Origin of the sequence: Pseudomonas sp. 2995-3 (assembly GCF_002742565.1) — a bacterium.
Taxonomy (GTDB): Bacteria; Pseudomonadota; Gammaproteobacteria; order Pseudomonadales; family Pseudomonadaceae; genus Aquipseudomonas; species Aquipseudomonas edaphica.
In genome coordinates, this window is record NZ_LJSB01000157.1 from 243,206 (window position 1) to 268,270 (window position 25,065).

Annotated in this window: 21 protein-coding genes; 11 read left to right on the forward strand and 10 right to left on the reverse strand. The window is 61.8% G+C overall.

The genetic code is table 11. From position 1 onward, the window contains the following. Positions 1–62 precede the first annotated feature (62 nt). Positions 63–2,477 (forward strand): TonB-dependent receptor, encoded by a 2,415-nt coding sequence (locus AOA62_RS08765; RefSeq protein ID WP_099548456.1) that lies wholly within the window; start codon positions 63–65, stop codon positions 2,475–2,477. A 212-nt stretch (positions 2,478–2,689) separates the two neighbouring features. After that, positions 2,690–4,147 carry a D-alanyl-D-alanine carboxypeptidase/D-alanyl-D-alanine-endopeptidase gene (dacB, locus tag AOA62_RS08770; RefSeq protein WP_026013537.1) on the forward strand — a complete coding sequence of 486 codons (1,458 nt, stop codon included), beginning with the start codon at positions 2,690–2,692 and terminating at the stop codon, positions 4,145–4,147. Between the two features lies 1 nt (position 4,148). Here the strand turns inward: dacB and AOA62_RS08775 are convergent, their stop codons facing one another. Next, the gene (locus AOA62_RS08775) at positions 4,149–4,928 is read right to left on the reverse strand and encodes an IclR family transcriptional regulator (RefSeq protein WP_017135179.1); all 780 of its coding nucleotides are present in this window, start codon (positions 4,926–4,928) and stop codon (positions 4,149–4,151) included. A gap of 120 nt (positions 4,929–5,048) precedes the next feature. On the opposite strand from AOA62_RS08775, the gene hmgA reads away from it, so the two are divergent. The 4 genes from hmgA to AOA62_RS08795 all read left to right on the forward strand — a co-directional run bounded on the left by hmgA (position 5,049) and on the right by AOA62_RS08795 (position 9,778). Continuing rightward, positions 5,049–6,332: a homogentisate 1,2-dioxygenase gene (gene hmgA, locus AOA62_RS08780; protein WP_099548458.1), complete on the forward strand. Its 1,284-nt coding sequence runs from the start codon at positions 5,049–5,051 to the stop codon at positions 6,330–6,332. A 3-nt stretch (positions 6,333–6,335) separates the two neighbouring features. Further along, on the forward strand, positions 6,336–7,622 hold the full coding sequence (fahA, locus tag AOA62_RS08785; protein WP_099548460.1) for a fumarylacetoacetase: 1,287 nt from the start codon (positions 6,336–6,338) through the stop codon (positions 7,620–7,622). 12 nt (positions 7,623–7,634) lie between these two features. After that, complete coding sequence (maiA, locus tag AOA62_RS08790) at positions 7,635–8,270, forward strand: maleylacetoacetate isomerase (protein WP_017135176.1); 636 nt, start codon at positions 7,635–7,637, stop codon at positions 8,268–8,270. A gap of 137 nt (positions 8,271–8,407) precedes the next feature. Further along, on the forward strand, positions 8,408–9,778 hold the full coding sequence (locus AOA62_RS08795; protein WP_017135175.1) for an aromatic acid/H+ symport family MFS transporter: 1,371 nt from the start codon (positions 8,408–8,410) through the stop codon (positions 9,776–9,778). Positions 9,779–9,974: 196 nt separating this feature from the next. Here the strand turns inward: AOA62_RS08795 and AOA62_RS08805 are convergent, their stop codons facing one another. Beyond that, positions 9,975–10,778 (reverse strand): SirB1 family protein, encoded by an 804-nt coding sequence (locus AOA62_RS08805; protein WP_099548462.1) that lies wholly within the window; start codon positions 10,776–10,778, stop codon positions 9,975–9,977. Positions 10,779–10,965: 187 nt separating this feature from the next. Here AOA62_RS08805 and AOA62_RS08810 point away from each other — a divergent pair, with 187 nt between their 5' ends. Beyond that, the gene (locus AOA62_RS08810; RefSeq protein ID WP_017135173.1) at positions 10,966–11,985 is read left to right on the forward strand and encodes a Glu/Leu/Phe/Val dehydrogenase dimerization domain-containing protein; all 1,020 of its coding nucleotides are present in this window, start codon (positions 10,966–10,968) and stop codon (positions 11,983–11,985) included. Positions 11,986–12,040: 55 nt separating this feature from the next. Here AOA62_RS08810 and AOA62_RS08815 read toward each other — a convergent pair whose 3' ends face one another. After that, positions 12,041–12,301, reverse strand: coding sequence for a YebG family protein (locus tag AOA62_RS08815; RefSeq protein WP_003188807.1), 261 nt, complete (start codon positions 12,299–12,301; stop codon positions 12,041–12,043). 248 nt (positions 12,302–12,549) lie between these two features. On the opposite strand from AOA62_RS08815, the gene AOA62_RS08820 reads away from it, so the two are divergent. Then, the gene (locus tag AOA62_RS08820) at positions 12,550–13,038 is read left to right on the forward strand and encodes a phosphate-starvation-inducible protein PsiE (RefSeq protein WP_017135172.1); all 489 of its coding nucleotides are present in this window, start codon (positions 12,550–12,552) and stop codon (positions 13,036–13,038) included. On the opposite strand, the gene AOA62_RS08825 is transcribed toward AOA62_RS08820, so the two are convergent. From AOA62_RS08825 to AOA62_RS08835, 3 genes are all read right to left on the reverse strand, one after another. After that, on the reverse strand, positions 13,035–13,352 hold the full coding sequence (locus AOA62_RS08825) for a DUF3509 domain-containing protein (protein WP_099548463.1): 318 nt from the start codon (positions 13,350–13,352) through the stop codon (positions 13,035–13,037). The genes AOA62_RS08820 and AOA62_RS08825 overlap by 4 nt on opposite strands. Positions 13,353–13,638: 286 nt before the next feature. Then, positions 13,639–14,943 (reverse strand): serine/threonine transporter, encoded by a 1,305-nt coding sequence (locus AOA62_RS08830; protein WP_017135170.1) that lies wholly within the window; start codon positions 14,941–14,943, stop codon positions 13,639–13,641. Between the two features lie 62 nt (positions 14,944–15,005). Next, positions 15,006–16,382 (reverse strand): L-serine ammonia-lyase, encoded by a 1,377-nt coding sequence (locus AOA62_RS08835; RefSeq protein WP_099548465.1) that lies wholly within the window; start codon positions 16,380–16,382, stop codon positions 15,006–15,008. 137 nt (positions 16,383–16,519) lie between these two features. Between AOA62_RS08835 and AOA62_RS08840 the strand changes: the two genes are divergently transcribed. Further along, complete coding sequence (locus tag AOA62_RS08840; protein ID WP_017135169.1) at positions 16,520–17,467, forward strand: LysR substrate-binding domain-containing protein; 948 nt, start codon at positions 16,520–16,522, stop codon at positions 17,465–17,467. A gap of 212 nt (positions 17,468–17,679) precedes the next feature. Next, entirely contained in the window at positions 17,680–18,090 is a 411-nt protein-coding gene (locus AOA62_RS08845; RefSeq protein WP_017135168.1) for an HPF/RaiA family ribosome-associated protein, read from the forward strand. Between the two features lie 58 nt (positions 18,091–18,148). Here AOA62_RS08845 and AOA62_RS08850 read toward each other — a convergent pair whose 3' ends face one another. Further along, a complete protein-coding gene (locus tag AOA62_RS08850) occupies positions 18,149–19,660 on the reverse strand; it encodes an MFS transporter (protein WP_099548467.1) in 1,512 nt (503 codons plus the stop codon). Positions 19,661–19,765: 105 nt separating this feature from the next. On the opposite strand from AOA62_RS08850, the gene AOA62_RS08855 reads away from it, so the two are divergent. Continuing rightward, complete coding sequence (locus AOA62_RS08855) at positions 19,766–20,638, forward strand: LysR family transcriptional regulator (protein ID WP_017135165.1); 873 nt, start codon at positions 19,766–19,768, stop codon at positions 20,636–20,638. Positions 20,639–21,152: 514 nt separating this feature from the next. Here the strand turns inward: AOA62_RS08855 and fecA are convergent. The 3 genes from fecA to AOA62_RS08870 all read right to left on the reverse strand — a co-directional run bounded on the left by fecA (position 21,153) and on the right by AOA62_RS08870 (position 25,009). Continuing rightward, positions 21,153–23,489, reverse strand: coding sequence for a TonB-dependent Fe(3+) dicitrate receptor FecA (fecA, locus tag AOA62_RS08860; protein ID WP_099548469.1), 2,337 nt, complete (start codon positions 23,487–23,489; stop codon positions 21,153–21,155). A gap of 93 nt (positions 23,490–23,582) precedes the next feature. Beyond that, positions 23,583–24,524 carry a FecR domain-containing protein gene (locus AOA62_RS08865; RefSeq protein WP_099548470.1) on the reverse strand — a complete coding sequence of 314 codons (942 nt, stop codon included), beginning with the start codon at positions 24,522–24,524 and terminating at the stop codon, positions 23,583–23,585. After that, positions 24,521–25,009: a sigma-70 family RNA polymerase sigma factor gene (locus AOA62_RS08870; RefSeq protein WP_099548693.1), complete on the reverse strand. Its 489-nt coding sequence runs from the start codon at positions 25,007–25,009 to the stop codon at positions 24,521–24,523. The genes AOA62_RS08865 and AOA62_RS08870 overlap by 4 nt, the downstream gene beginning before the upstream one ends. Positions 25,010–25,065 lie beyond the last annotated feature (56 nt).

Here is a 25,065-nt window from a genome sequence, read left to right on the forward strand (position 1 = left end):
TGTAGTGTTTGAAACTGCGAGCTATTCGCATTAACAGCTTTTTCTACACGGGTTCTCACAGCATGAAGTCGACGGCGGGCGGTTGGGTAAAACAGTGGCTGGGAGCCTCGGTATTGGCGGCATCAGGCCTGGCGTTGCTGCCTCTGGCGATTGCGCAGGCGCAGGAGCAACAAAGCGCCCAGTTCAATTTTGCCCTGGCAGCCAAGCCGCTGCCCCAGGCGCTGAGCGATTTCAGCCGGGTCACCGGCATCAGCGTGATCTACACCGACGAAGCGCCCTATGGCCTTAGCGCCCCGGCTGTCAGCGGGCAGATGAGCGCCACCCAGGCCCTGCAACGGCTGCTCGGCAACTCAGGCTTTACTTTTCGCCAGATCGACGCCCGTACTCTGGCGCTTGAGCCTGTGCCTACCGACGGCGCAGTCAACCTGGGCGCCACCACTATCAGTGGCGCGAGCCAAGCCCAGGACACCACCAGTTATCAGCCCCCGCCCACCAGCTCGGTGATGCGCTCCCACGGCCTGCTGCTGGAAACCCCTCAAACCGTCAACGTCGTGCCGGCCCAAGTGCTGCGTGACCAACAGCCGCGCAACCTGGATGACGCCCTGGGCAATATCAGCGGCATCACCCAGGCCAACACCCTCGGCAGCACCCAGGACGCGGTGATGCTGCGCGGTTTTGGTGACAACCGTAACGGCTCGATCATGAAGGACGGTATGCCCGTGGTGCAGGGCCGGGCGCTGAATGCCACCGCCGAGCGCGTCGAAGTGCTCAAAGGCCCGTCGTCTTTGCTGTATGGCATCCAGGACCCGGGCGGCGTGGTCAATATCGTCAGCAAGAAGCCCGAGCTGGTGCAGTCCACCTCGTTGACCGCGCGCGGCTCGACCTTCGGTGACGGCAAGAACGGCAGCGGCGGCAACCTCGACACCACCGGCCCGATTGGTGACAGCGGCCTGGCCTATCGCCTGATCGTCGACCACGAAGACGAAGATTACTGGCGCAACTTCGGCACCCACCGCGAAACGTTGGTGGCGCCGTCGCTGGCCTGGTACGGCGACACCACCAAAGTGGTGTTCGCCTATGAGCACCGCGAATTCCTCTCGCCGTTCGACCGTGGCACCGCCATCGACCCCAAGACCAACCACCCGTTGAACATCCCCGCGACCCGTCGGCTGGATGAGCCGTTCAACAATATGCAAGGCCGCTCCGACCTGTATCGCCTGGAAGTCGACCACGACTTGAACGACGACTGGAAAGCGCACTTCGGCTACAGCTGGAACCGCGAGACCTACGACGCCAGCCAGGTGCGCGTAGTCAAGGTCAACACCAACGGCACCCTGACCCGCAGCATGGACGGCACCCAGGGTGCGCTGACCACCGACCGCTTCGCCACCACCAGCCTGGAAGGCAAGGTCAATGTCGGCGGCATGCAGCACGACCTGGTGTTCGGGCTCGACGACGAGTACCGCAAGATCTACCGCGCCGACCTGATTCGCCAGACGCCGCGTGGCGTCTTCAACTATAACGATCCGGTGTACGGCAACGAAGTCGCGGGCACCAAAGTCAGCGCGCCGGACAGCAACCAGACCGACCTGCTGCGCAGCGATTCGCTATTCTTCCAGGACGCCATCCACCTCAATGACCAGTGGATTCTGGTCGGCGGTGCGCGCTACCAGATGTACGACCAATACGCCGGCAAAGGCGTGCCGTTCACCGCCAACACCGATGGCAACGGCCAGAAGTGGGTGCCGCGTGCCGGCCTGGTGTATCGCTACACCGATCAATTGTCGTTCTATGGCAGCTACACCGAGTCGTTCAAACCCAACTCCACCATCGCGCCGTTGGCGAACAAAAGCGTATTGGATGGCAGCCTGGAACCGGAGCAGTCCAAAGCCTGGGAGCTGGGCACCAAACTCGACATACCGGGGCGTATAACCGCCAGTGCGGCGCTGTTCAATATCGAAAAACGCAACGTGCTGGTGCAGGTCGGCGACGGTTTGGCAGCGGTCTACAGCGTGGCGGGCAAGGTGCGTTCCCGTGGCCTGGAGCTGGACGCCAGCGGCCAGTTGACCGACAACTGGAGCCTGATCGGCAGCTATGCCTACACCGATGCCGAGGTGACTGAAGACCCGACGCTTAAGGGCAATCGCTTGCAAAACGTTGCGAAAAACACCGCTTCGTTGTCGGCCGTGTATGACTTCGGCAGCCTCTTGGGGGGTGACCAACTGCGTGTGGGTGCCGGTGCGCGTTACGTAGGCGAGCGGGCCGGGGACGCGGCCAACAGCTTCGAACTGCCGAGCTACACCGTGGCCGATGCGTTTGCCAGCTACGACACCAAAATCGACGGGCAGAAGGTCAAGTTCCAGCTCAACGTGAAGAACCTGTTTGATCGCACCTACTACACCTCGTCGGTGAACACGCAGTTCGTGTCCATCGGCGATGCGCGGCAGGTGTCGGTTTCCAGCACGCTGCAGTTTTAAGGCAAGCGACCTCTTGTGGCGAGGGAGCTTGCTCCCGCTGGGTTGCGAAGCAGCCCCGCTCTTTGCTTTAAGAGCATGGGACTGCTACGCAGTCCAACGGGAGCAAGCTCCCTCGCCACAACAGCCCCGATCCCACAACAGCCACACTCGCCACAACGGCAATGAGCTGGTAGCGTTGCCGCCACTGAAGGCTTTGCGGGAAAACGGTACTGATGCAGTTGGGTCGATGGATACACACCAGCGCGATGCTGGTGGGCTTGAGTTTGTTACTGGGCGGTTGCGCCACGCCTTCCAAGACGGCCACCGGGCACAGCCTCGACCAGTTGCTGGCCGACCCGGCGCTGCACGGCGCCTCGGTCTCGCTGATGGTGCGGGACGCCAACAGTGGCGCCACGCTGTATCAGCACAACCCGCGCACGCGGCTGGTGCCGGCTTCCAACCTCAAACTGCTGACCACGGCCGCGGCCATGGATGTGCTTGGGCCGCAGTACCGTTTCGCCACGCAACTGCTGAGCAACGGCATTCGCCAGGGCGACCGCTTGACCGGCAACCTGTACCTGCGCGGCCTGGGTGACCCGACCATTCAGTTCGCCGATTACCAGGCGTTGGCGGCGCAATTGGCCAGCCAGGGCGTGCGTCAGGTGCAGGGCGACCTGGTGTTTGACGACACCTGGTTTGACGCCGAGCGGCTGGGTGTCGACTGGTCCCATGACGATGAAACCACCTACTACGGCGCACAGATTTCGGCGCTGACCGTGTCGCCCAATACCGATTTCGATGCTGGCAGCGTGCTGGTCACCGCCAAGGCGCCAGCGCGGGCCGGGCAGCCTGTGAGTGTCGACATCTTCCCGCCAACCAACTACCTGCAACTGAGCAACCGCGCGGTCAGCGGGCCGGGCAACACCTACGGGATCAACCGTCGCCATGGCACCAACCTGCTGCAGCTCAGTGGGGCCGTGGCGCCGGGGCGACAGAGCGAGCAACTGGTGAGTGTCTGGGAGCCAACGCAACTGGTGGCCAACCTGTTCGAGCAAGCGCTGGCGCAGCAAGGCATCACAGTGCTTGGCCGTCGAGTGATGGGCGGTGCCAGCCCGGTTGCGGTGACGGTACTGGCCGAGCACAAGTCGGCGCCGTTGCAGGAATTGATTACGCCGCTGCTCAAACTTTCGAACAACAACATGTCCGAAGCCTTGCTCAAGGCCATGGGCCGCCAGACGGCCAACAGCGGCACGGCGGCGGCGGGTGCGGTGGCGGTGGCCGGGTTTCTCAAGCGCCAGGGGCTGGATACGGCGACATTGAGCCAGGTCGATGGTTCGGGGCTGTCGCGGCGTAACCTGGTGTCGTCGCAAAACCTCACCGACCTGCTGCTGGCCGCGAGTAAACAGCCGTGGTTCAACGCCTGGTACAACGCGCTGCCGATTGCCGGCAACACCGACCGCATGACCGGCGGCAGCCTGCGGTATCGCCTGCGCGGTACACCGGCCGAGAACAACCTGCATGCCAAGACCGGCTCCATGGGCGGCGTGTCGTCCTTGAGCGGTTACATCACCGATAGCAAGGGGCGCAAGCTGGTGTTCTCGATGCTGAGCAACAACTACGTGGTGGGTGGCGCGCAGGTCAAAGCCGTGGAAAACCGCGTGGCGCTGGCTTTGTCAGGCTGGGACGAGTGATTCAGGGCTGATAGCCCATGCGCCAACTCACGGCCCGAGTCGCCGCCAGCAAGTGCTGCGCCGCCGGGCCGTCTTCATCGGCATGGAACAGTGAGGTGGGGCCGACCACGGTCATCACCGCCGCGACGTGCCCGACCGCATTGAACACCGGCGCCGACAACGCATCCACGCCGGGCATCAGCAAACCATGCACAAAGTGCAGGCCACGGCTGCGGATCTGTTCGCAGGCGCTGGCGTAAGCCTCGTCGTCCGCCAGGGCATGGGCAGTCCCGGCCTGAATCTCGCGTTCGCGCAATTCCACGGTTTCCCGCGACGGTAAATAGGCGCTGAACACCAGCCCGGTGGACGAGCTGAGCAGCGGCAGCACCGAACCCAGCTGCGTCACCACGGTGACGGCGCGCACCGCCGGCTCGATCTGCACCACGGTCGCGCCCTGGTTGCCCCACACCGCCAAAAAGCAGGTTTCATTCAATTCATCGCGCAGCTCTGCCAGCGGCATCGCGCCGACTTTCAACACATCCATGCTGCCCAGCGCTGCCAAACCTACGCGCAAGGCCTCGCGACCCAAGCCGTAATGGTTGGTGGCGGCGTTCTGCTCGGCGAAGCCCGAGGCGATCAGTGCCTGCAAATAGCGGTGGACCTTGCTCGCCGGCATCTGCACATGGTCGGCCAGGCGCGACAGCGAAGTGGCCGGGGACAGCTCGGCCAGCGCCTTGAGGATATCGGTGCCCACTTCGGCCGAGCGGACTTTCTGTTTACCGGTGTCGCGGGGCTTTTCCATGGAAGGGCGAGAATCCGAGAGATGAATGGGCGTCTTTATAGCTTGACGGTCGATAGTGATCAAATTACGTTATGCGTAACTGGATTACGATAAAAACAACTTCCGCACAGAGGATGATCCATGAACCTCGAATACCTGTCGGGCTTCGGCAATGAATTCGCCAGCGAAGCCCTGCCCGGCGCGCTGCCCGTCGGCCAGAACTCCCCGCAAAAAGCCCCCTACGGCCTGTACACCGAATTGTTCTCCGGCACCGCCTTTACCATGGCGCGCAGCGAAGCCCGCCGCACTTGGCTGTACCGCATTCAGCCATCAGCCAACCACCCGGCGTTTATCAAGCTGGAACGGCAATTGGCCGGTGGGCCGTTGGGCGCGGTGACGCCGAATCGCTTGCGCTGGAACCCGCTGGATAGTCCAAGTGAGCCGACCGACTTTGTCGACGGCCTTGTAGGCATGGTCGCTAACTCCGGGTCGGAAAAACCCTCAGGCATCAGCATCTACAACTACCGCGCCAACCGTTCCATGGAGCGGGTGTTCTTCAACGCCGATGGCGAACTGTTGATCGTCCCCGAGCAGGGCCGTCTGCGTATCGCCACCGAATTGGGGGTGCTGAACGTTGAGCCACTGGAAATCGTGGTGCTGCCCCGTGGTTTGAAGTTTCGCATCGAACTGTTGGATGCGCAGGCTCGCGGCTATGTCGCGGAAAACCATGGTGCGCCACTGCGCCTGCCAGACCTTGGGCCGATCGGCAGTAACGGCCTGGCTAACCCGCGTGACTTCCTCACGCCGGTTGCGCACTACGAAGACAGCAAAAAGCCGACCACGCTGGTGCAGAAATTCCTCGGCGAACTCTGGGCTTGCGAACTGGACCATTCGCCGTTGAACGTAGTCGCCTGGCACGGCAATAACGTGCCGTACAAGTACGACCTGCGCCGCTTCAACACCCTCGGCACGGTGAGTTTCGATCACCCGGACCCGTCGATTTTCACCGTATTAACCTCGCCCACCAGTGTTCACGGCTTGGCCAACCTAGACTTCGTGATCTTCCCGCCGCGCTGGATGGTGGCCGAGAACACCTTCCGTCCGCCGTGGTTTCATCGCAACCTGATGAACGAATACATGGGCCTGATCCAGGGCGCCTACGACGCCAAGGCCGAGGGTTTCCTGCCGGGTGGCGCGTCGCTGCACAGCTGCATGAGCGCCCACGGTCCGGACGGCGAGACCTGCACCAAAGCCATCAACGCGGACCTGGCGCCGCACAAGATCGATAACACCATGGCCTTCATGTTTGAGACTAGCCAGGTGCTGCGCCCGACACAGTTCGCCCTTGAGTGCCCACAACTGCAACCTTCCTACGATGCGTGCTGGGCCTCGCTGCCCGCCACCTTCAACCCGAACCGGAGATAACCGATGACTCAGCCAACCTTTACCCGCAGCTGGGTAGCCTCCGCCAACGGCCACCGCGATTTCCCCTTGCAGAACCTGCCGCTGGGCGTGTTCAGCATCAATGGCTCGGCGCCGCGCAGTGGCGTGGCGATTGGCGATTCGATTCTCGACCTGCACGCCGCGCTGGATGAGTTCGAAGGTGAAGCACGGCGTGCCGTTGAAGCCACTGCCGGTGGTCAACTGAACGCGTTTTTTGAACTCGGCCGTGGCCCGCGCGTAGCCTTGCGCGAGCGCCTGCTGGAGCTGCTCGCCGAGGGCAGCAAGCTGCACACCCGTGAGGCGCAGGTGCTGCACCGCGCGGCTGATTGCCAGATGCATCTGCCGGCAAAAATCAGTGATTACACCGACTTTTATGTGGGCATCGAACACGCGCAAAACGTCGGCAAACTGTTCCGTCCCGACAACCCGTTGCTGCCCAACTACAAGTACGTGCCGATTGGCTATCACGGCCGCGCCTCGACCATTCGCCCCTCGGGCACGGACGTACGTCGGCCTAAAGGCCAGACGCTGCTGGCCGGCCACACCGAGCCCACCTTCGGCCCGTGCGCGCGCCTGGATTACGAATTGGAACTGGGCATCTGGATCGGCCAGGGCAATGCCATGGGCGACTCGATTGCCATTGGCGACGCCGCCGAGCATATCGCCGGTTTCTGCCTGCTCAACGACTGGTCGGCACGGGATATCCAGGCCTGGGAATACCAGCCGCTCGGCCCGTTCCTGTCGAAAAGCTTCATCACCAGCATCTCGCCGTGGGTGGTCACCGCCGAAGCGCTGGAGCCGTTCCGCAAGGCCCAACCGGCACGCCCCGAAGGTGACCCGCAGCCGCTGCCTTACCTGCTGGACACGCGTGACCAGGCCGCTGGCGGTTTCGACATCGAACTGGAAGTGCTGCTGACCACCGCCGCGATGCGCGAGCAAAACTTGCCGGAACACCGCCTGACCCTGAGCAACACCCAGCACATGTACTGGACCGTAGCGCAAATGGTTGCTCACCACAGCGTCAATGGCTGCCAGTTGCAGGCTGGTGACCTGTTTGGTTCGGGCACTTTGTCCGGGCCGCAGCCGGGGCAGTTCGGCAGCCTGCTGGAAATTACCGAAGGCGGTAAAAAGCCGATCGAACTGGCCTCCGGCGAGGTGCGCAAGTTCCTTGAAGATGGCGACGAAATCATCCTGCGCGCCCGTTGCAGCCGTGAGGGGTTTGCCTCCATCGGTTTCGGCGAATGCCGTGGCACTGTGATCGCAGCACGCTAAGAGGGCAGGGCGATGGAACTCTATACCTACTACCGCTCTACGGCGTCGTACCGGGTGCGTATCGCCCTGGCACTCAAGGGGCTGGACTTTACCGCCGTGCCGGTGAACCTGCTGGTCCCGCCGGGCGGTGCGAATCGCCAGCCGGCTTACCTGGCGATCAACCCGCAGGGCCGCGTGCCGGCGCTGCGTACCGATGAGGGTGAACTGTTGATTCAATCACCGGCAATCATTGAGTACCTGGAAGAGTGTTATCCACAGGCGCCGCTACTCTCCAAGGACTTGGCGACCCGCGCCCATGAACGCGCGGTGGCGTCGATCATTGGCTGCGATATACATCCGCTGCACAACTCCAGCACGCAAAACCTGCTGCGTAAATGGGGGCATGACGAGGCGCAAGTGCTCGAGTGGATCGGGCATTGGATCAGCCAGGGCCTGGGCGCGGTGGAGCAGTTGATTGGGGATGAAGGCTTTTGTTTTGGTGACCAGCCGGGGATGGCGGATGCGTTTCTGATCCCGCAGTTGTACGCGGCTGAGCGCTTCAAGGTGCCGTTGGGCGCGTACCCACGCATTGGACGCGTGGCGGCGCTGGCGGCGCAGCATCCGGCGTTTGTGCAAGCGCATCCGGCCAACCAACCCGACACACCCTAAATCAATGTGGGAGCTGGCTTGCCTGCGATAGCGGCCTATCAGTTGATCATTCGCTGGCTGACACACCGTCATCGCAGGCAAGCCAGCTCCCACAGTTTGATCCGCGTCATCCTTATAAAAATAACAGGTACCTTGCGATGCACAATCAGATTGCCAGCTTTCGCGCGGCACTCGACGCCCGTCCGGTGTCGCGCTACCAGTGGTTGATTCTCCTGTTGCTGGCGTTGCTGCTGGTAACCGACGGCTATGACGCCCAGGTGCTGGGCTACGTAGTGCCGGCATTGGCCAAGGATTGGGGGCTGGAAAAAGCCGCGTTCGGCCCGGTATTCAGCGCCAACCTGTTGGGCCTGACCCTGGGTTCGTTATTGGTAACGCCGCTGGCCGACCGCTTTGGTGTGCGCCGTATCCTGCTCGCCTGCGTGCTGATCTACGCGAGCCTCACCGTGCTGATGGTGTTCGCCAACTCCCTGACCACACTGATGGCCGCGCGGTTTATCTGCGGCATTGGCATGGGCGGCGCGATGCCCAGCGCCATGGCGTTGATGTCGGAATATTCCCCGCCGCGCATGCGTACCTTGATGGTGACCCTGGCCGCCTGCGGCTTCTCGTTCGGTGGCGCGGCGGGTGGGTTTGTAGCCGCAGGTTTTATCGAAGGCTACGGCTGGCAGGCGGTGTTTCTGGCAGGCGGGGTGACGCCGTTGCTGCTGTTCCCCTTCCTGGTGTGGTTGCTGCCGGAATCCTTGCCGCGTTTGCTGCGGGATGCGCCGCCGTATGCGCGACTGCAAAAGGTTACGGCGCGCATGCTGCCCGACTGGCAGCCGCCGCTGGCGAGCGAGGCAGAGAATCTTCAGGAGCAGGGCAGCAAACTCACGGTGGTGGAGCTGTTTCGCAACGGCTACGCGCGTCCGACCATACTGATTTGGGCCACTTTTTTTGTCAGCCTGATCCTGCTGTATTTCATGATCAGCTGGCTGCCGACGCTGTTGCTGGAAAGCGGCCTGACGTTGAAGCAAGCGAACCTTGTGACCTCGATGTTCTTGTTTGCCGGCACTTTGGGCGCCATCGGCATGGCCTGGTTTGCCGACCGCCTGAAAAGCAAAGTGCGGCTGCTATCCGGCGTGCTGGCGGCGGCTGCTGTGTGCACGATTTTGCTCGGGCTGAACCACGACAACCCGCGTTATCTGGTGGCCTGTGTGTTCGCGGCCGGGTTCTGCATTATTGGTGGGCAACTGACCCTCAACGCCTTCGCCAGCAACTTCTATCCGGCGCATGTGCGTGCTACCGGCACCGGCTGGGCGTTGGGCGTGGGGCGCTTTGGTTCAATCCTGGGGCCGTTGTTTGGCAGCATGTTGCTGGCGATGCATATTCCGGTGGAGCAGATTTTCTTCTTCTGTGCGATTCCGGCGGTGATTGCGGCGCTGCTGATCATTCAAGTGCGCTCGCCTGGCTCCAACGCGCCGCAGGGTCCATTGCACAGCGATATTCTCAAGGCGCCGGCCAATCATTGATTCAACGCAGATCAAATGTGGGAGCTGGCTTGTTGTGGCGAGCGGGCTTGCCCCGCGTTGGGCTGCGAAGCGGCCCCAAAACCTGCCACTGCGGTGTGTCTGGAGAAATGCGGTGACTGTCTTGGGGCTGCTGCGCAGCCCAACGCGGGGCAAGCCCGCTCGCCACAATAAATCCTGATCGCCAAAAATAAGTAGTTCAATGCACCACGGTGTTGGGCGGCAAATGCCCCAGCCGCTCGGTCAGGCGCAGGCGCTGGATCGGGTCTTCGCTGAGCAGCAGTGCGTGTTCCAGGTCAAAGCGCTCGGCGCTCGGGCAGTCCAGGCGCTGGTAAAGGCTGGCCCGCGCCAGGTAATCCGCAGCGCTGGCGTTGCCCAACTCCAGCACGCGCTCGGCATCAATCAGGGCCGACAGCGGGTGGTCATTGGCCAAGTGCAGTTGGCGCAGGTTACGTGACAGCCGTTGCAGTATCGCGCGCGGTTCGGCGGTGAGCAGGTGCTCGGCCTGCAACTTGAGGTTTGGCCCGTACTGGCGGTGCAACAGCTCGCGGCAGTCGTTGGGGTACAGGCGCCGGCCGCCGCAGGGGTCCAAGAGGTGGTCGGCACCGGGCACTCGCAGCAGGAAATGGCCCGGGAAATTAACCCCCACCATGGGGATATCCAGGCGCCGCGCCAGCTCCAGCGCGATCAGGCCCATGGCCAAGGGCTGGCCGCGTTTGCGCTGCAGTACCTTGTCGAGCAGCGCGGCGGCGGGGCGCAGCGGTGTGGAGTCATCCTGGGCAAACCCCAAGTCATTCATGCGCCGCAGCAACGGCTGGCCGAGCTCATCCGCTGGCAGCATGGGCATACCGACGCTGACCTGTTGTTGCAGCAGGGACAGGTCTTGCAGGATCAGCAAGGGTTGCACGCTCGGATCGTGTTCAGCCGCCATCCACAACGCAGCTTCAAACAGCGCAGGCGGTGAGCGGTCCAGGCAGGCGAAAAAGGCTGTGCGGGGATTCATTGCATTCTCCGGCGGATGCCCACGTTTTAGCCTTGCTGTGAATTTTCGTCCAGTAACTTAAGAAATGTCCTGCGTGCTTATGTCGTGATGCCTACGAAACCTGGCGGCTTATTCCAGCGTGATTCAGCAGTTTTCTACCGCAAGCCTATACTGGGGCCTCTACCAGAAGTGATTCGGGAGCCTGACGATGTTTGCGCTTATGCACAGCACCCGCCTTGAATCGCTGCACCTGAGCATCGACCCGGTCACCGGGTTGAAGGCCGTCATCGCCATCCACAACAGCCGCCTCGGCCCTGCCTTGGGCGGTTGCCGTTATCTTGCTTACCCCGACGATGAAAGTGCCGTAGCCGATGCCGCGCGCCTGGCCCAAGGCATGAGCTACAAAGCCGCCCTGGCCGGCTTGCCGGTGGGCGGTGGCACGGCGGTGATTATCCGCCCCGTGCACGTGGAAAGCCGCGCCGCGCTGTTTGAAGCGTTTGGCCGTTGCATTGAAAAACTCGACGGCCGTTTTGTGACCTCGATCGACAGCGGCACCAGCGTTGCCGACATGGACTGCATCGCCCAACACACCCGTTTTGTCACCAGCACCACGGCCGCCGGCGACCCGGCACCGCATGCCGCCATGGGCGTGTTCACCGGCATCCGCACCACTGCCATGGCGCGCCTGGGCAGCGATAACCTCGAAGGTTTGCGCGTCGCGATCCAGGGCCTGGGAAATGTCGGTTATGCCCTGGCCGAACAGCTGCACGCGGCGGGCGCCGAACTGTTGGTCAGCGACATCGATCACGGCAAGGTGCAATTGGCCATGGAGCAGTTGGGCGCACACCCTATCGCCAACGATGCGTTGCTCAGCACACCCTGTGACATCCTGGCGCCGTGCGGTGTGGGCGCGGTGTTCAATCGCCACACGGTCGGCCAATTGCGCTGCGCTGCCGTGGCGGGCTCCGCCAGCGCGCAACTGAGCAACCTGGACATCGCCGACCAGTTAGAGGGACGCGGCATCCTCTACGCCCCGGACTACGTGATCAACTCCGGCGGCCTGATCTACGTCGCCCTCAAACACGCCGGCACCGAGCTGCCAGGTATCACCGCGCACCTGTCAAATATCGGCACACGCCTCACCGAGATATTTGCCCACGCCCAGGCCGAAAAACGCTCCCCTGCACGGGTGGCCGATGAACTGGCCGAGCGCCTGCTCTACAAATAATCCAGGCATTAAAAAGGCCCTGGATCAATGATTCAGGGCCTGTTCAATTCGGGCTTTATTCTGCCGCCGGGTTCAGCAACTCGGACAATGCATCCGGCTGGCTCTTGAACGCCTTGGCAAACACATCGCGATTCTTCGCCATGTAGATCCCGGCTTCCTCCACCTGCTGCTCGCTCAGGGACGGCACGGCTTTTTGCAACACTTCTGCCAGCAACTCAGCGAGTTCAAGCATCTTGTCATGACGATCAGCTTCGGCTTTATCCATGAACAAACGCTCCAGATCTCGGCTGCTGCGGTATACCACTTCGACGGCCATTCACCACCTCACATGCCTTCACGATAGTTGTCTTATACGACTACTGTATTCATATACAGTAAAAAGGGTAAGCCAAACCACGGGGTTTGGGTAGCAGTTTTTTAATGTAGCCGGTAAATAGGGGTTTGCAGTGCCTCATGTCACCCCGCCATCATCTTATACCTGCCGCTGGCCTTTTTTCTGCATGCAGAACAACCGTCACGTCTAACCCGCAATATCCGGTCGAATCGACCTAAGGAAGCTTCATCGTGAAAATTAACTGGGCCGAAAAGCTGCGTCAGCAAGTCCATGGGCTGGCCGAGTCGCTGGGCAATCTGTTTGTCGAGACGTTCCACTACCTGGCGTTGTTCGCCATTGGTGCGGTGACGGCCTGGGCGGCGGTGATGGAGTTTCTGGGGATGCTGGAGACGGGGCACATCAAGATCGATGATATCTTGCTGCTGTTCATCTACCTGGAATTGGGCGCAATGGTCGGGATTTATTTCAAGACCAACCACATGCCCGTGCGCTTCCTGATCTACGTGGCAATCACCGCGCTGACGCGCCTGCTGATCTCCAACGTGTCGCACCACAACCCGCCGGACATCGGCATCATCTACCTGTGTGGCGGCATTCTGTTGCTGGCGTTCTCGATTCTGGTGGTGCGCTATGCCTCGTCGGCGTTCCCGTCGGTGAAGGTCGAAGGCCCGCGTCGCAAGGGCGAGGCGAGCCTGGAAACCGAGAAAGGCGAGCTTTAAAGCCCGACGCTGAAGGGTAGGGTGCGGGCGGGCGGCGGCTGCAATAATTTGTGGCTGTCGCCATCCGTCATCACCGCCAGAATCTCCATGGCGCTGTGACCCTGCTCGATGGCGATGCCGAACTGAATGCTTTGTACCAGGCGCTTGAGTCGTTGCGGGTCGTTGCGTTGTTCGGCGCTGATCATGCGTTTGGCCACCACGCCCGTCTCGTCCGAGAGGGTGAGCATGATGCTGCCGTCGAGCCGTTGGATGCTCAGGTTGACGCGGTAGGTGGGCGTGAAGGTGTCAGTGATGATCTGAAAAGGATTGTCCATGGTGCGTTACCGCCTGATAAGAACATGCAGTCATTGACGACCGGTGCCTGGTTTAGTTCGCGTTGCCTGACCACCGGCCACTCCGTCGCTGAGGTTTCACAAGGTCCGTTTGCCTCGGTAGGTGTAGAGCAAGGGGCGTGCCGTATAGCGACTTGCCTGACTGCGCCTGACCCCTGTGGGAGCGGGCTTGCCCGCGATTGCGGTGTATCAGCTAAATAATTTCTGACTGACAGACCGTTATCGCGGGCAAGCCCGCTCCCACAGGGGGTGTGGGTTGTGTTCGATTTCAGGGCAAAACCGAAAAAACGATCGCAGACAGCGCAATCAACCCGATCAGCACCACAAACACATTCGACACCTGACCCGAATACTGGCGCAGAGATGGCACGCGGCGGATCGCGTACATTGGCATCAGGAACAACAGGCACGCGATGATCGGCCCGCCCAGGGTTTCGATCATGCCCAGGATGCTCGGGTTGAAGGTCGCCACGGCCCAGCAGGTCAGGACCATGAACAGTGCGGTGCAGCGTTCCAGCCCTTTGGACGACATCGAGCGGTTGCGCCCACGCAGGGATTTGACGATCAAGCCCTGGAAGCCTTCGCTGGCGCCGATGTAGTGGCCGAGAAAGGACTTGGTGATGGCCACCAGCGCGATCAACGGCGCGGCGTAAGCAATCACTGGCGTCTGGAAGTGGTTGGCGAGGTACGACAGGATCGAAATGTTCTGCGCCTTGGCAGCCGCCAGGTCAGCCGGCGACAGGGCCAGTACGCAGCTGAAGCAGAAGAACATCACCGTCAGCACCATCATGCCGTGGGCGGTGGCGAGGATGCCGCTGCTTTTGCGTTCGGCTTGTGGGCCGTAGACGCGCTTCTGGTCAACGGCAAAGGCGGAAATGATCGGCGAATGGTTGAAGGAGAACACCATCACCGGGATCGCCAGCCACAGGGTCTTGAAGAACAGCGGCAACGGCATGCCTTCGCTGGCGGAAGCGAAGAACGCGCCGTTCCAGTTGGGGATCAGGCTCACGGCCAGCAACAGCAGGGCGGCGACGAAGGGGTAAACCAGCACGCTCATGGCTTTGACGATCACGCCCTGGCCGCAGCGCACAATGGCCATCAGGCCGAGGATCAGCACCAGCGACAGGATCGCCCGAGGCGGCGGGGCCATGTGCAGTTGGTGTTCCATGAAGCTGCTGAGGGTGTTGGTCAGCGCCACGCTGTACACCAGCAGGATCGGGAAAATCGCGAAAAAGTACAGCAGCGTGATCAACTTGCCCGCGCCCACGCCGAAGTGTTCTTCGACCACTTCGGTGATATCACCGGATTTGCCCGACAGCACAAAGCGCGTCAGCCCACGGTGAGCGAAGAAGGTCATGGGGAAGGCCAGCAACGCCAGCACGATCAGCGGCCAGAAACCGCCAACGCCGGCGTTGATCGGCAGGAACAAGGTGCCCGCGCCAATGGCCGTGCCGTAGAGGCCGAGCATCCAGGTGGTGTCGTGTTTGGTCCAGCCGGTGGTTACGGTGTTATCTAAAACGTTATCTACAGCAACAGCAGGGTTTTCAGCGGCAGGTGTACGTACATCAGTCATCGATATTGCCTCGTTATTATTTTTGCGCGGGCTCACGTAGGGGGCGGGTAGAAGTGCTCCGATCAGCACTCCACCCAGCTGACCGCCAGGCCGCCCCGTGAAGTTTCTTTGTATTTGTCATGCATATCGGCGCCGGTATCGCGCATGGTGCGGATGACCCGGTCCAGGGAAATAAAGTGTTTGCCGTCACCGCGCAGGGCCATTTGCGTGGCGTTGATCGCCTTGACCGCCGCGATGGCGTTGCGCTCGATGCACGGCACTTGCACCAGGCCGCCGACCGGGTCGCAGGTCAGGCCGAGGTTGTGTTCCAGGCCGATTTCGGCAGCGTTTTCCAATTGCTCCGGTGTGGCGCCGAGGATGTCGGCCAAGCCGGCAGCGGCCATGGCGCAGGCCGAGCCGACTTCGCCCTGGCAGCCGACTTCGGCACCGGAGATCGAAGCGTTCTTCTTGCAGAGAATGCCCACGGCAGCGGCTGCCAGGAAGAAATTGACCACATCGTCATCCGACGCATCGGCGTTGAACTTCATGTAGTAATGCAGCACGGCCGGGATGATCCCTGCTGCGCCATTGGTCGGCGCGGTGACCATGCGCCCACCGGCGGCGTTTTCTTCGTTGACGGCGAGGGCGAACAGGTTGACCCATTCCATGGCCGACAAGGTGGAAGTGATCACGTTGGGTTTGCCGATTTCCAACAGGCTGCGGTGCAATTTCGCCGCCCGGCGCGGCACGTCCAGGCCGCCTGGCAAGATGCCTTCATCGCGCAGGCCTTGCTCCACGCACTCGCGCATCACCGACCAGATATGCAGCAGGCCACTGCGGATTTCGTCATCGCTGCGCCACGCGCGTTCATTGGCCATCATCAGCTCGGAAACCCGCAGGCCGTGCTTGTTGCACAAGGCCAGCAGTTCGACGGCGCTGGAAAAGTCGTAGGGCAATTCAACATCGCTGGTAGGCGCGATGCCCGAGGCTGCTTCAGCCGCTTCGATGATGAAACCGCCGCCTACCGAATAATAGGTTTGTTCGCTCAGCAGGCCGTTTTCGCCATAGGCGTGCAGGGACATGGCGTTGGGATGGTAGGGCAGGCTCTCGTCGAGCAGCAGGAGGTCGGTGTGCCAGTTGAAGGCAATGTCCTGCGAGCCTGCGAGCAGCAATCGGCCGGATTCGCGCAATTGCTGAATACGCGCATTGATCGAGGTGGGGTCGACCTTGTCTGGCCATTCGCCCATCAGCCCCATCACGGTGGCGCGGTCGGTGGCATGGCCCACGCCAGTGGCGGACAGCGAACCGTACAGGCGCACTTCGATACGTCGCGTTTCACTGAGCAAATGCTGGTCTGTCAGGGCTTGGGCGAAGGTCGCCGCTGCGCGCATCGGGCCGACGGTATGGGAGCTGGACGGGCCGATGCCCACTTTGAATAGATCGAAAACACTGATAGCCATGCTAAAGCCTTACAAGCAATGGAGTAAAAATCGCTGCCATGTTTTGTAGAGCAGGCGGAATTGGCGCGATACTGAGCCTCTGGATCGGCACTGACCAACGAATTATCCTAAGACACCCTTTAGCAGGACTAAACGCTATGACTCGCCCTCTCCATGGCCAGACCTATGTCTGGCTGCACGTGTTTTCTTGCGCCGCGCGGCATTTGTCGTTCACCCGCTGCGCCGAAGAACTGCACATCACGCCGGGGGCGGTGAGCCAGCAAATTCGCCAGTTGGAAGAGCGCCTGGGCTTTCGGCTGTTTCATCGGCGCGCCCGTGGCGTGGAGTTGAGTGCCGAAGGGCAGAGGCTGGCGGCGACGGTGGGCGAGGCTTACGGCAGCATCGATGCGGAGTTGCAGCGGCTGGACGCGGGGATGATCAGCGGTACGTTGCGATTGCGTTCAATCCCGTCGTTTCTCGGCAAATGGCTGACCCCACGTTTGCCGCGTCTGCAGCAGCGCTTCCCGGACATCCAACTGCGCATGGTCGCCGAAGACAGCAGCATCGCCCTGCACGAGGGCGACTTCGACCTGGCCATCGACTTGAACGACGGCAGCTACCCCGGCCTGTTATCCACAGCCCTGCTCGATGAACAGATCTTTCCGGTGTGCGCGCCGAGCCTGCTGCGCGGGAGGCCGCCGCTGCATGGCCCGGCGGACCTGGTGCATTTCCCGCTGTTGCACGACATCACCGCGTGGCGTGGGAGTTATGAATACGCCGAGTGGGAGTTTTACCTGAATGCTATCGGCTACCACGACGCCGACGTGCGGCGCGGCCACACCTTCAACCGCAACCACCTGACCATCGAGGCGGCTATCGCGGGTATGGGCGTTGCGATTGCGCGGCGTACCTTGCTCAACGATGAGCTGGAGCGCGGCACCTTGATCGTGCCCTTTGGCCTGGCTGTGCCCAACCACAAACGTTATGTGCTGCTGTATGCACCGGGCGCGTTGAGCCACCCGGGTGTGCGTGCGGTGCATGACTGGCTGGTAGAGGAAGCAGGGATTTTTCGCGGATTGCACCCGTTGGGAGAGGGGCAATTGTAAGGTTCGCTGAGCGTAAGAAGATGTAACCAACTCCCCACCCTAACAGCGTTTTTGCTCGTCGTCAGGGTTAATTTGTAATGTGGGATTTATCTTTGCAAAGGGGTTGAAATGTTCTTCTGACTGCTCAATTGTGTAATCAAGAGGTCATGGTTTCACCACCCCGGTGTCGCAGTTGTGACCTCTCGCGAGCTAGCTGAAATAAGGGAAGAACTATGCAAATCCAAGTCAATAGCGATAACCATATTGAAAGCAGCATCCGACTGGAGGAGTGGGTACGTACTACCATTGAGAGCACGCTCGAACGTTATGAGGAAGACCTGACCCGCGTTGAGGTCTATCTGAAAGATGAAAACGGCGATAAGCCCGGCCCCCACGATCTGAGTTGCCGTCTGGAAGCACGGCCAAAGGGCCATCAACCACTGTCGGTCCTGCATAAGGCCGATACGCTGGAACAGGCGATCGATGGCGCCGCCACCAAGCTTGAGCATGCGCTGGAACATCTGTACGGCAAACTGCGCGGCAAACCACGCGCCGCAGGGCAGAGCCTGCCTGATACCAAGGCTGACGAGGCCGAGCTGGAAGAGGAATTTCTGGAAAACGAACAGGCTGCGCTTAACAGCTGATAGCTGAGTGTTTTTTCAACCCCAATAAACGGGCCTGCATCTGCAGGCCCGTTTTCGTTTAGCGGCGCTGCTGGAAGAAGTACCGGCTCAAGCCTGCCAATCCGCAAGCACCGAGGCCGGCAAAGAGCATGGCCCAGCCGGCGCCATGGCGCAGCGCGGCCTGGGCTTGCGCAGGTTCCAGTCCTGCTATATCCAGCTTGCCTGCTGCAATGTTCTGGCTGATGGTGGGCCAATCCAACGCCGTGGTGGCAGGCAGCAGGCTGGAAAGGTGATGGCCGATGCCCAGCAACAGCACCAGCCCCATCAAGGCGATGTTCAGCGCCAGCGTGATCAGCCGCGCGCTGAGGTCGATACCCGAGGCCATGCCTGCGCGGTCGGCCGAGACGGCGCCGGTGGTGGTGTTGGTGGTCGGTGAGTTGGTCAGCGCCAGTCCCACGCCTGCTAACACACAGCTCAACAGCACTAAGACGATACTCGGTTGCTGCGCCGCATTGATTGCCGCCATGGCGATAAAACCTGCGCCCATCAAACCCAGGCCCAGCGGGATAATACGTTCGGCGCCGAAGCGCAGGGCCAGGCGTTCAGCCAGCGGCGGCACCAGCAAGGTCGGCAGCGTGTAGGCCAGCAAGGCCGCGCCGGTGGTCAGCGTGTCGTAGCCCAGGCCGGCCTGGAAGTAGAGCGGCAGGTAGATCATGAAGGGCCAGAAACTGAAATTCATGCCGATCGACCCCATCAGCGCGCCGTTGAAGCGCTGGATGCGGAACACCGAAAAATCGAACATCGGGTGCGCGCTGCGTCGCTCAACCATGATGAACAGCAGCAGCCCGACCAGCGACAAACCGGCCCAGCCAAGCATCGTCGGGCTGCCGAAGCCGTTTTCGCTGCCCTGAGTAATGAAATACACCAGGGCGAACACCGACAGCGTCAAGGTCAGCATGCCGGCGATATCCAGCCGATGGCCGGCCGGGTCGCGGGATTCCTGCACACTGATGCGCAGCAGCAGCAAGGTCAACAGCGTGAGCGGCACATGCACCAGGAACACCCAGCGCCAGTCCGCGACTGCCAGAATCAACGCGCCGACCATCGGCCCGAAGCCCAGGCCCACGCCCGCGATCACGCCCCATACCGCGAAGGCCCGCGCGCGTGCCGCCGGTTCGCGGAACTGGTGCGACAGAATGGCGAACTGGCAGATCATCATCGCCCCGGCGCCTATGCCTTGCACGAAGCGTGCAGCGATCAGTGTGGAAGCCTCATTGGCCAGCCCGCAGGCCAGCGAAGCCAATCCAAACAGCCACAGGCACAACACCAGCATGCGCCGCCGTCCAAAGCGGTCGGCCAGGGTGCCGGCGGCCATCAAGACGCTGGTGCAGGCCAGGGTGTAGGCGTTCATGATCCATTGCGCATCCTGAAAACCGGTGCCCAACTGCTGTTCCAGGGTTGGCAGGATGACCGGCACGCTGGAGATCTCCAGGCCGAACATCAATGCCACAAGGCACACGGCGGTGAGTGCCAGGCCATCTCTGGCGGTGCGCGGGGCACTGACGGCGGATACGGCGGCGGCGGGCGGCATGGGATATTCCTTTTGCTTGGGGGAGAGCGCTATTCTCGCGGGAGCAGAATTCTTTATTCGTGATAAGTTTTCCTTTGATAAGGGAATTAAGGGCGACAATTAAGCATGGCCACTCCGCGTTTTGATGGTGTTGAGCTCTTTCTGCAAGTCGTCGAGAGCGGCAACCTGACCGAGGCTGCCGAACGACTGAACCTTACGCGTTCGGCCGTGGGTAAAGGCCTGGCGCGCCTCGAAGCGCGCTTGGGCACTCGCCTGTTGCAGCGCTCCACCCGCCGCCAGCGTCTGACTGAGGATGGGCAGGCGTACTACGAACATTGTTTGCGTGCGCTGGCAGAGCTGGAAGCTGCCGAATCGGTGTTGGAGAGCGGCCGGCAACAGCCACGCGGGCGTTTAAGGGCGAGCTTGCCTTTGGCTTTCGGTCATCATTACGCGGCGCCAGCGTTGTGGGGGTTGATGGATCGTTACCCGGCGTTGGAGATCGAGATTTCGTTTTCTGACCGGCTGATCGATCTCGCACAGGAAGGCTTCGACGTGGCCGTGCGCATTGGTCCGCTGCCGGACACTGACCGCCTGAGTGCGCGTCGCCTGGGCGAACAGTCTGTTGGGCTGGCAGCTTCACCGGCCTATTTGCAGCGGGTCGGGCCAATCAACGCTATCGACGACCTCGCCGCCCACCGAGGCATTGCCTACCGTTGCAATACCTCGCAGCGCCCCGGTGTGCCTTCGCTGTTGATGCTCGACGACCTCCAGGCCGTGGCCGATGCCGCGATTGCGGGCGTGGGCCTGGCCTGGTTGCCGAGCTGGTTGATTGCGCATTACGTGCTGCGCGGGCAACTGGAAGCGGTACTGCCAAGCCACCGCGACCAGCCTGCGCCAATCCACGTGATCTGGCCGACGGCCGCACACATGCCAGCCAAGACGCGCTGCGCCATCGACGCCTTGGTGGCCGGCACCCCGAGTTGCCTGGCAGGCAGTTAGAGTCGGCCAATGCAGATCTAAACGACAATGCCGATCCCCTGTGGGAGCTGTCGAGCTTTAGCGAGGCTGCGAAAGCGGTGGGGCAGGCAACTTATGTGTCGCCCGTGCCGCCGCCTTCGCAGCCTCGCCGGGGCTCGACAGCTCCCACATTTGAGCCTTGTCGCTGGCGGGATTTGTGTATGACGCGATGGCCCTACGAACTGAGATCTAACCATCACAGCCGATCCCCTGTGGGAGCTGTCGAGCTTTAGCGAGGCTGCGAAAGCGGTGGGGCAGGCAACTTATGTGTCGCCCGTGCCGCCGCCTTCGCAGCCTCGCCGGGGCTCGACAGCTCCCACATTTGAGCCTTGTCGCTGGCGGGATTTGTGTATGACGCGATGGCCCTACGAACTGAGATCTAACCATCACAGCCGATCCCCTGTGGGAGCTGTCGAGCTTTAGCGAGGCTGCGAAAGCGGTGGGTCAGGCAGCTTATGTTTCGCCAGTGCCGCCGCCTTCGCAGCCTCGCCGGTGCCTAAAACGCGATGGAGGTCTGCACGTACACCGTGCGCGGTTCCCCCACATATTTGCCTTTGTTGTTGTCGTCGAACGAGCGCGTGAAGTACTGCTTGTTGAAGATATTTTTCACTCCGACCGCCACGTTCAAGTCCGACAGTTGCGGGCCGAAGTCATACGCTGCGCGGCTGCTGAACAGCATATAGCCGGGGATACGCCCGTTGGCGCCGTCGGCAGTTTCGGCCTGGGTGTTGGCGTTGTCGGCGAACTGGCTGCTCTGGTAGCTGCTGTCGACATTGAGCTTCCAGCGGCCTTCGGTGTAACCCACGCCCAGCGTGCCTTTGTGCTTGGACGAGAAGGGCACGCGGTTGCCTTTGTTCGGGCCGTCTTCGCGGATGGTCGCGTCCACATAGGCGTAGGTGGCGTACACGTCAAAGCCCGCGAGCGCGGGGCTCAAGCCGTCGAGGGCGTAGTTGATGCTCGACTCGACGCCCTGGTGGCGCGTTTCGCCACGGGCGATCACGGTGTCGTTGGTCTGGTTGCTGTCGTACTGGTTGTCGAAGTTGATCAGGAACGCGCCGATCTCCGCACGCAGGCTGCCGTTGTCGTAGCGCGTGCCGAGTTCCCAGGTGCGGGCTTTTTCCGGTTTTACTTCGCCGCTGCTCACGCGGTTGGGCATCTGGCTGTATTGCACGCTGCCGAACGAACCTTCGGTGTTGGCGTAGAGGTTCCAGTCTTCGGTGAGGTGATAGAGCACGTTCAACGCCGGCAGCGCGGTGTTGTAGTCGCCTTTGTATTTGACGTTGCTCAGGTTGTTGGTCTGCTGGGATTCGATCATCTCGTAGCGCACGCCCGGCGTGATGGTCCACTTGCCGATGTCAATGCGGTCGTCGATGAAGAACGCGTTGGCTTCGGTGGCGCCACGGGTGTCGCGGTCGTTGCGGCTGTTGGTGTTGGGCAGTTGCTGGTTGGCGCTGATCGGCGTGCGGTAGCGCATCTCATGGCCGGCTTCGCTGATGTAGCGGTAGCCAACGCCCACTTCATGGCTGGTAGGGCCAAGATCGAAGCCTTGGGCGAAGCGCGTTTCCAGGCCACGTACCCAGTATTCGCGCGGGGACAACGAGAGGAAGTTGCCCTGGTCCAGGTAGCCATTACGCAACGTGGTGGTGAAGAAAGTGTTGGCAGTGAATTCGCGGCGGTCTTCCTGGTAACGGTAGCCAGCGTTGAACATCGTGCGGCGGCCCCAGAACTTGTCGTAAGGGCGGGTGGATTGGTACGGGTCAGCCTTGTAGTCCTTGACGTTCAAGCCGCCGGGCATATCGGCCTGGCCTTCGTAGTACTGCGCCATGGCGTTGAAGCTGTTGGCGTCGTCCAGCTGGTATTTGCCCTTGAGGATCAGGTCGTCGATGCGCGTGTTGCTGTTTTCGCGCCAGTCGCCGCCACGGGTGCCGGAGTACAGGATTGCGCCACCCAGGCCGTTGTCGGCAGTGCCGCCAGCCAGCAGGTTACCGGTGGTCTTGAAGCCGTCATGGCTGGAGGACGGGCTGGTCTCGGTCTGCAAACCGCCTTTGACGGTCGGCGCATCCGGGATTGCACGGGTCACGAAGTTGACGATGCCGCCGACGTTCTGCGGGCCGTAGCGCACGGCACCGCCACCGCGAACCACGTCTACGGCGTCCATGTTGCCCATGCTGATCGGCGCGAAGGACAACTGCGGCTGGCCATAGGGCGCGAACGGCACCGGAATGCCGTCCATCAACACGGTGGAGCGCGAGGCCAGGCGCGGGTTGAGGCCACGAATGCCGAAGTTCAGCGCCATGTCATGGCTGCCGGTGCCGTTGTTTTCCGGGGCGTTGACGCCGGGGATGCGGTTGAGCACATCGCGGGCCTGGGTGGCGCCTTGGCGTTCGAATTCTTCGCGGCGGATCACATCACGGGCGCCGGGGTGCTCGAACACATTGGTTTGCGCGGCGTCACCCAGCCAGTCGCCGACCACGCTGGAGGTTTGCAGCTCCACGGTCGCAGGCGCACTGGCCGGTTGCAGGCTATAGGCCTTGTCGCCCTCGGCGCGGGCTTGCAGGCCGGTGCCTTCCAGCAGTTTTTGCAGGCCTTCGTCGGCGCTGTAATTGCCCGACAAACCACGGCTCTGCAGGCCGGCCGTGACTTGCGAACCGAACGAAATCAACACGCCAGCTTCGCGACCAAATTGATTCAGCGCGGCTTCCAGCGAGGCCGGTGCGATGTGATACGGCTTGGCCTCGGCCGCCACCACCTGAGGCAGTACGGTAAAACTGAGGCTGGCGCCCAGTAACAGTTGGCGCAAGGTGCGGGCGAGAGGGGTCGGCTGCTGGGGCATGACGTGCGGTCCTGAGAAGGAAGGATCAAGGGGGCTTTCCTTCTCTGTCACGCGAGGTGTGGAAAACGGCTCACTGTTCTTGAAAATAATTTTTCAGGCGCGGGCCTGAACGGTTACCCAGTAGCGCGTAAAGCGCCGCACCTTGACCGGCAGGCTGACTTCCAGCAGGTCGAGAATGCGTTCGCTGTCGGCCAATGGATAACTGCCGGACAACAGCAGGTTGGCCACTTGCGGGTCGCAGTTGAGCTGGCCCCGGCGATAACGGCCAAGCTCTGCGAGGAAATCGTCCAGGCGCATATGCGCCGCCACCAGCATGCCGTCGGCCCAGGCGCCGCTGTTGGCGTCGTTCGGGCGCGGCGTGTCCCAGCCTTTGCGGGTGAAATTGACCTGGCGCGCGGCCTCGACGGTCAACGGCAAACCGCTGTAGCTGTTGGGCATCACGTCGACATGGCCGTCAAACACCGCCAGTTGAGTATGGTCGTTGAACTGGCGCACATTCAGCCGGGCCGCCTGGCTGCTGAGCAAACCCTGGCCGGTGAGTACGCGCAGCGGCGTATCACCTGCGCGCGCCGTCAGCAATATCTCGCCTTCAAGCACGCGGATCAGGCGCTGCTGCCGATCAAAATGCACATCCACTGCACTGCCGGTATTGAGCTGCAACTGGCTGCCATCGGCCAGCTGCACCTTGCGACGCTCGCCGATAGGGCTGCGGTAGTCGGCGCTCAGCGGCGGCAAAATATGCTGCTGGCGCAAGCCCCAAGCGGCGGCTGAACCCGCGCCGAGAATCAGCAACAGCTTCAGGGCCTGGCGTCGGCTACTCGATTGCGGCGCGTTCAGCGCTGCGTGAGCGAGAGGCGAGGGCATGCCACGCAGGCGCTGGTTGACGCGTTGGATATGGTCCCATGCGCGCTGATGTTCACTGTGGGCATTCAGCCAGTGCTGCCACGCCGCTTGCTGGCGCGGGTTAAGCGCACCTTGCTGCATTTTCATCAGCCAGTGCACAGCCTGTTCCGCAACCTGGGTAGAAAAGTTCATAGGGCGAAGTAGCAGCGCATCGCTGCTTTATTCAGATGGCGTTTGACCGTGGCAATGGAGATGCCCAGTTCGGCGCCGATTTGCGCGTAGGTCAGGCCGTCGAGCTGGGCCAGCAGAAAGGCGCGCTTGACCTGCACGGGCAGGCCGTCGAGCAGTTGGTCCAGCTCCACCAGCGTTTGCAGGATGATGGCGCGGTCTTCTTCCGAGGGCGCCACGTGTTCGGGCATCTGCGCGAGGGCATCGAGGTAGGCGCGCTCCAGGTCCTGGCGGCGGTAGAAGTTGAACAGCACACGTTTGGCCACGGTGGTGAGGAAGGCGCGTGGCTCGATCAGCGTGGGGGCTTCGCGGGCCGTGAGCACGCGGATGAAGGTGTCTTGCGCCAGGTCCGCCGCGCTTTGCGGGCAGCCGAGTTTGCGTCGCAACCAGCCGGTAAGCCAGAGGTGATGGTCGTGGTACAGGACTTCGACGGTGTTGGACGGCTGCAACGCGTTCACTCCGAAAGTATCAATGCACTTTAGAGAACAAGAATTGTTCGCATTGT

What these genes read in the sequence shown, in the direction of transcription:
- AOA62_RS08765 (WP_099548456.1), top strand. Translation starts at nt 63, where the DNA reads ATGAAGTCGACGGCGGGCGGTTGGGTAAAACAGTGGCTGGGAGCCTCG.
- dacB (WP_026013537.1), top strand. Translation starts at nt 2,690, where the DNA reads ATGCAGTTGGGTCGATGGATACACACCAGCGCGATGCTGGTGGGCTTG.
- AOA62_RS08775 (WP_017135179.1), bottom strand. Translation starts at nt 4,928, where the DNA reads ATGGAAAAGCCCCGCGACACCGGTAAACAGAAAGTCCGCTCGGCCGAA.
- hmgA (WP_099548458.1), top strand. Translation starts at nt 5,049, where the DNA reads ATGAACCTCGAATACCTGTCGGGCTTCGGCAATGAATTCGCCAGCGAA.
- fahA (WP_099548460.1), top strand. Translation starts at nt 6,336, where the DNA reads ATGACTCAGCCAACCTTTACCCGCAGCTGGGTAGCCTCCGCCAACGGC.
- maiA (WP_017135176.1), top strand. Translation starts at nt 7,635, where the DNA reads ATGGAACTCTATACCTACTACCGCTCTACGGCGTCGTACCGGGTGCGT.
- AOA62_RS08795 (WP_017135175.1), top strand. Translation starts at nt 8,408, where the DNA reads ATGCACAATCAGATTGCCAGCTTTCGCGCGGCACTCGACGCCCGTCCG.
- AOA62_RS08805 (WP_099548462.1), bottom strand. Translation starts at nt 10,778, where the DNA reads ATGAATCCCCGCACAGCCTTTTTCGCCTGCCTGGACCGCTCACCGCCT.
- AOA62_RS08810 (WP_017135173.1), top strand. Translation starts at nt 10,966, where the DNA reads ATGTTTGCGCTTATGCACAGCACCCGCCTTGAATCGCTGCACCTGAGC.
- AOA62_RS08815 (WP_003188807.1), bottom strand. Translation starts at nt 12,301, where the DNA reads ATGGCCGTCGAAGTGGTATACCGCAGCAGCCGAGATCTGGAGCGTTTG.
- AOA62_RS08825 (WP_099548463.1), bottom strand. Translation starts at nt 13,352, where the DNA reads ATGGACAATCCTTTTCAGATCATCACTGACACCTTCACGCCCACCTAC.
- AOA62_RS08830 (WP_017135170.1), bottom strand. Translation starts at nt 14,943, where the DNA reads ATGACTGATGTACGTACACCTGCCGCTGAAAACCCTGCTGTTGCTGTA.
- AOA62_RS08835 (WP_099548465.1), bottom strand. Translation starts at nt 16,382, where the DNA reads ATGGCTATCAGTGTTTTCGATCTATTCAAAGTGGGCATCGGCCCGTCC.
- AOA62_RS08840 (WP_017135169.1), top strand. Translation starts at nt 16,520, where the DNA reads ATGACTCGCCCTCTCCATGGCCAGACCTATGTCTGGCTGCACGTGTTT.
- AOA62_RS08845 (WP_017135168.1), top strand. Translation starts at nt 17,680, where the DNA reads ATGCAAATCCAAGTCAATAGCGATAACCATATTGAAAGCAGCATCCGA.
- AOA62_RS08850 (WP_099548467.1), bottom strand. Translation starts at nt 19,660, where the DNA reads ATGCCGCCCGCCGCCGCCGTATCCGCCGTCAGTGCCCCGCGCACCGCC.
- AOA62_RS08855 (WP_017135165.1), top strand. Translation starts at nt 19,766, where the DNA reads ATGGCCACTCCGCGTTTTGATGGTGTTGAGCTCTTTCTGCAAGTCGTC.
- fecA (WP_099548469.1), bottom strand. Translation starts at nt 23,489, where the DNA reads ATGCCCCAGCAGCCGACCCCTCTCGCCCGCACCTTGCGCCAACTGTTA.
- AOA62_RS08865 (WP_099548470.1), bottom strand. Translation starts at nt 24,524, where the DNA reads ATGAACTTTTCTACCCAGGTTGCGGAACAGGCTGTGCACTGGCTGATG.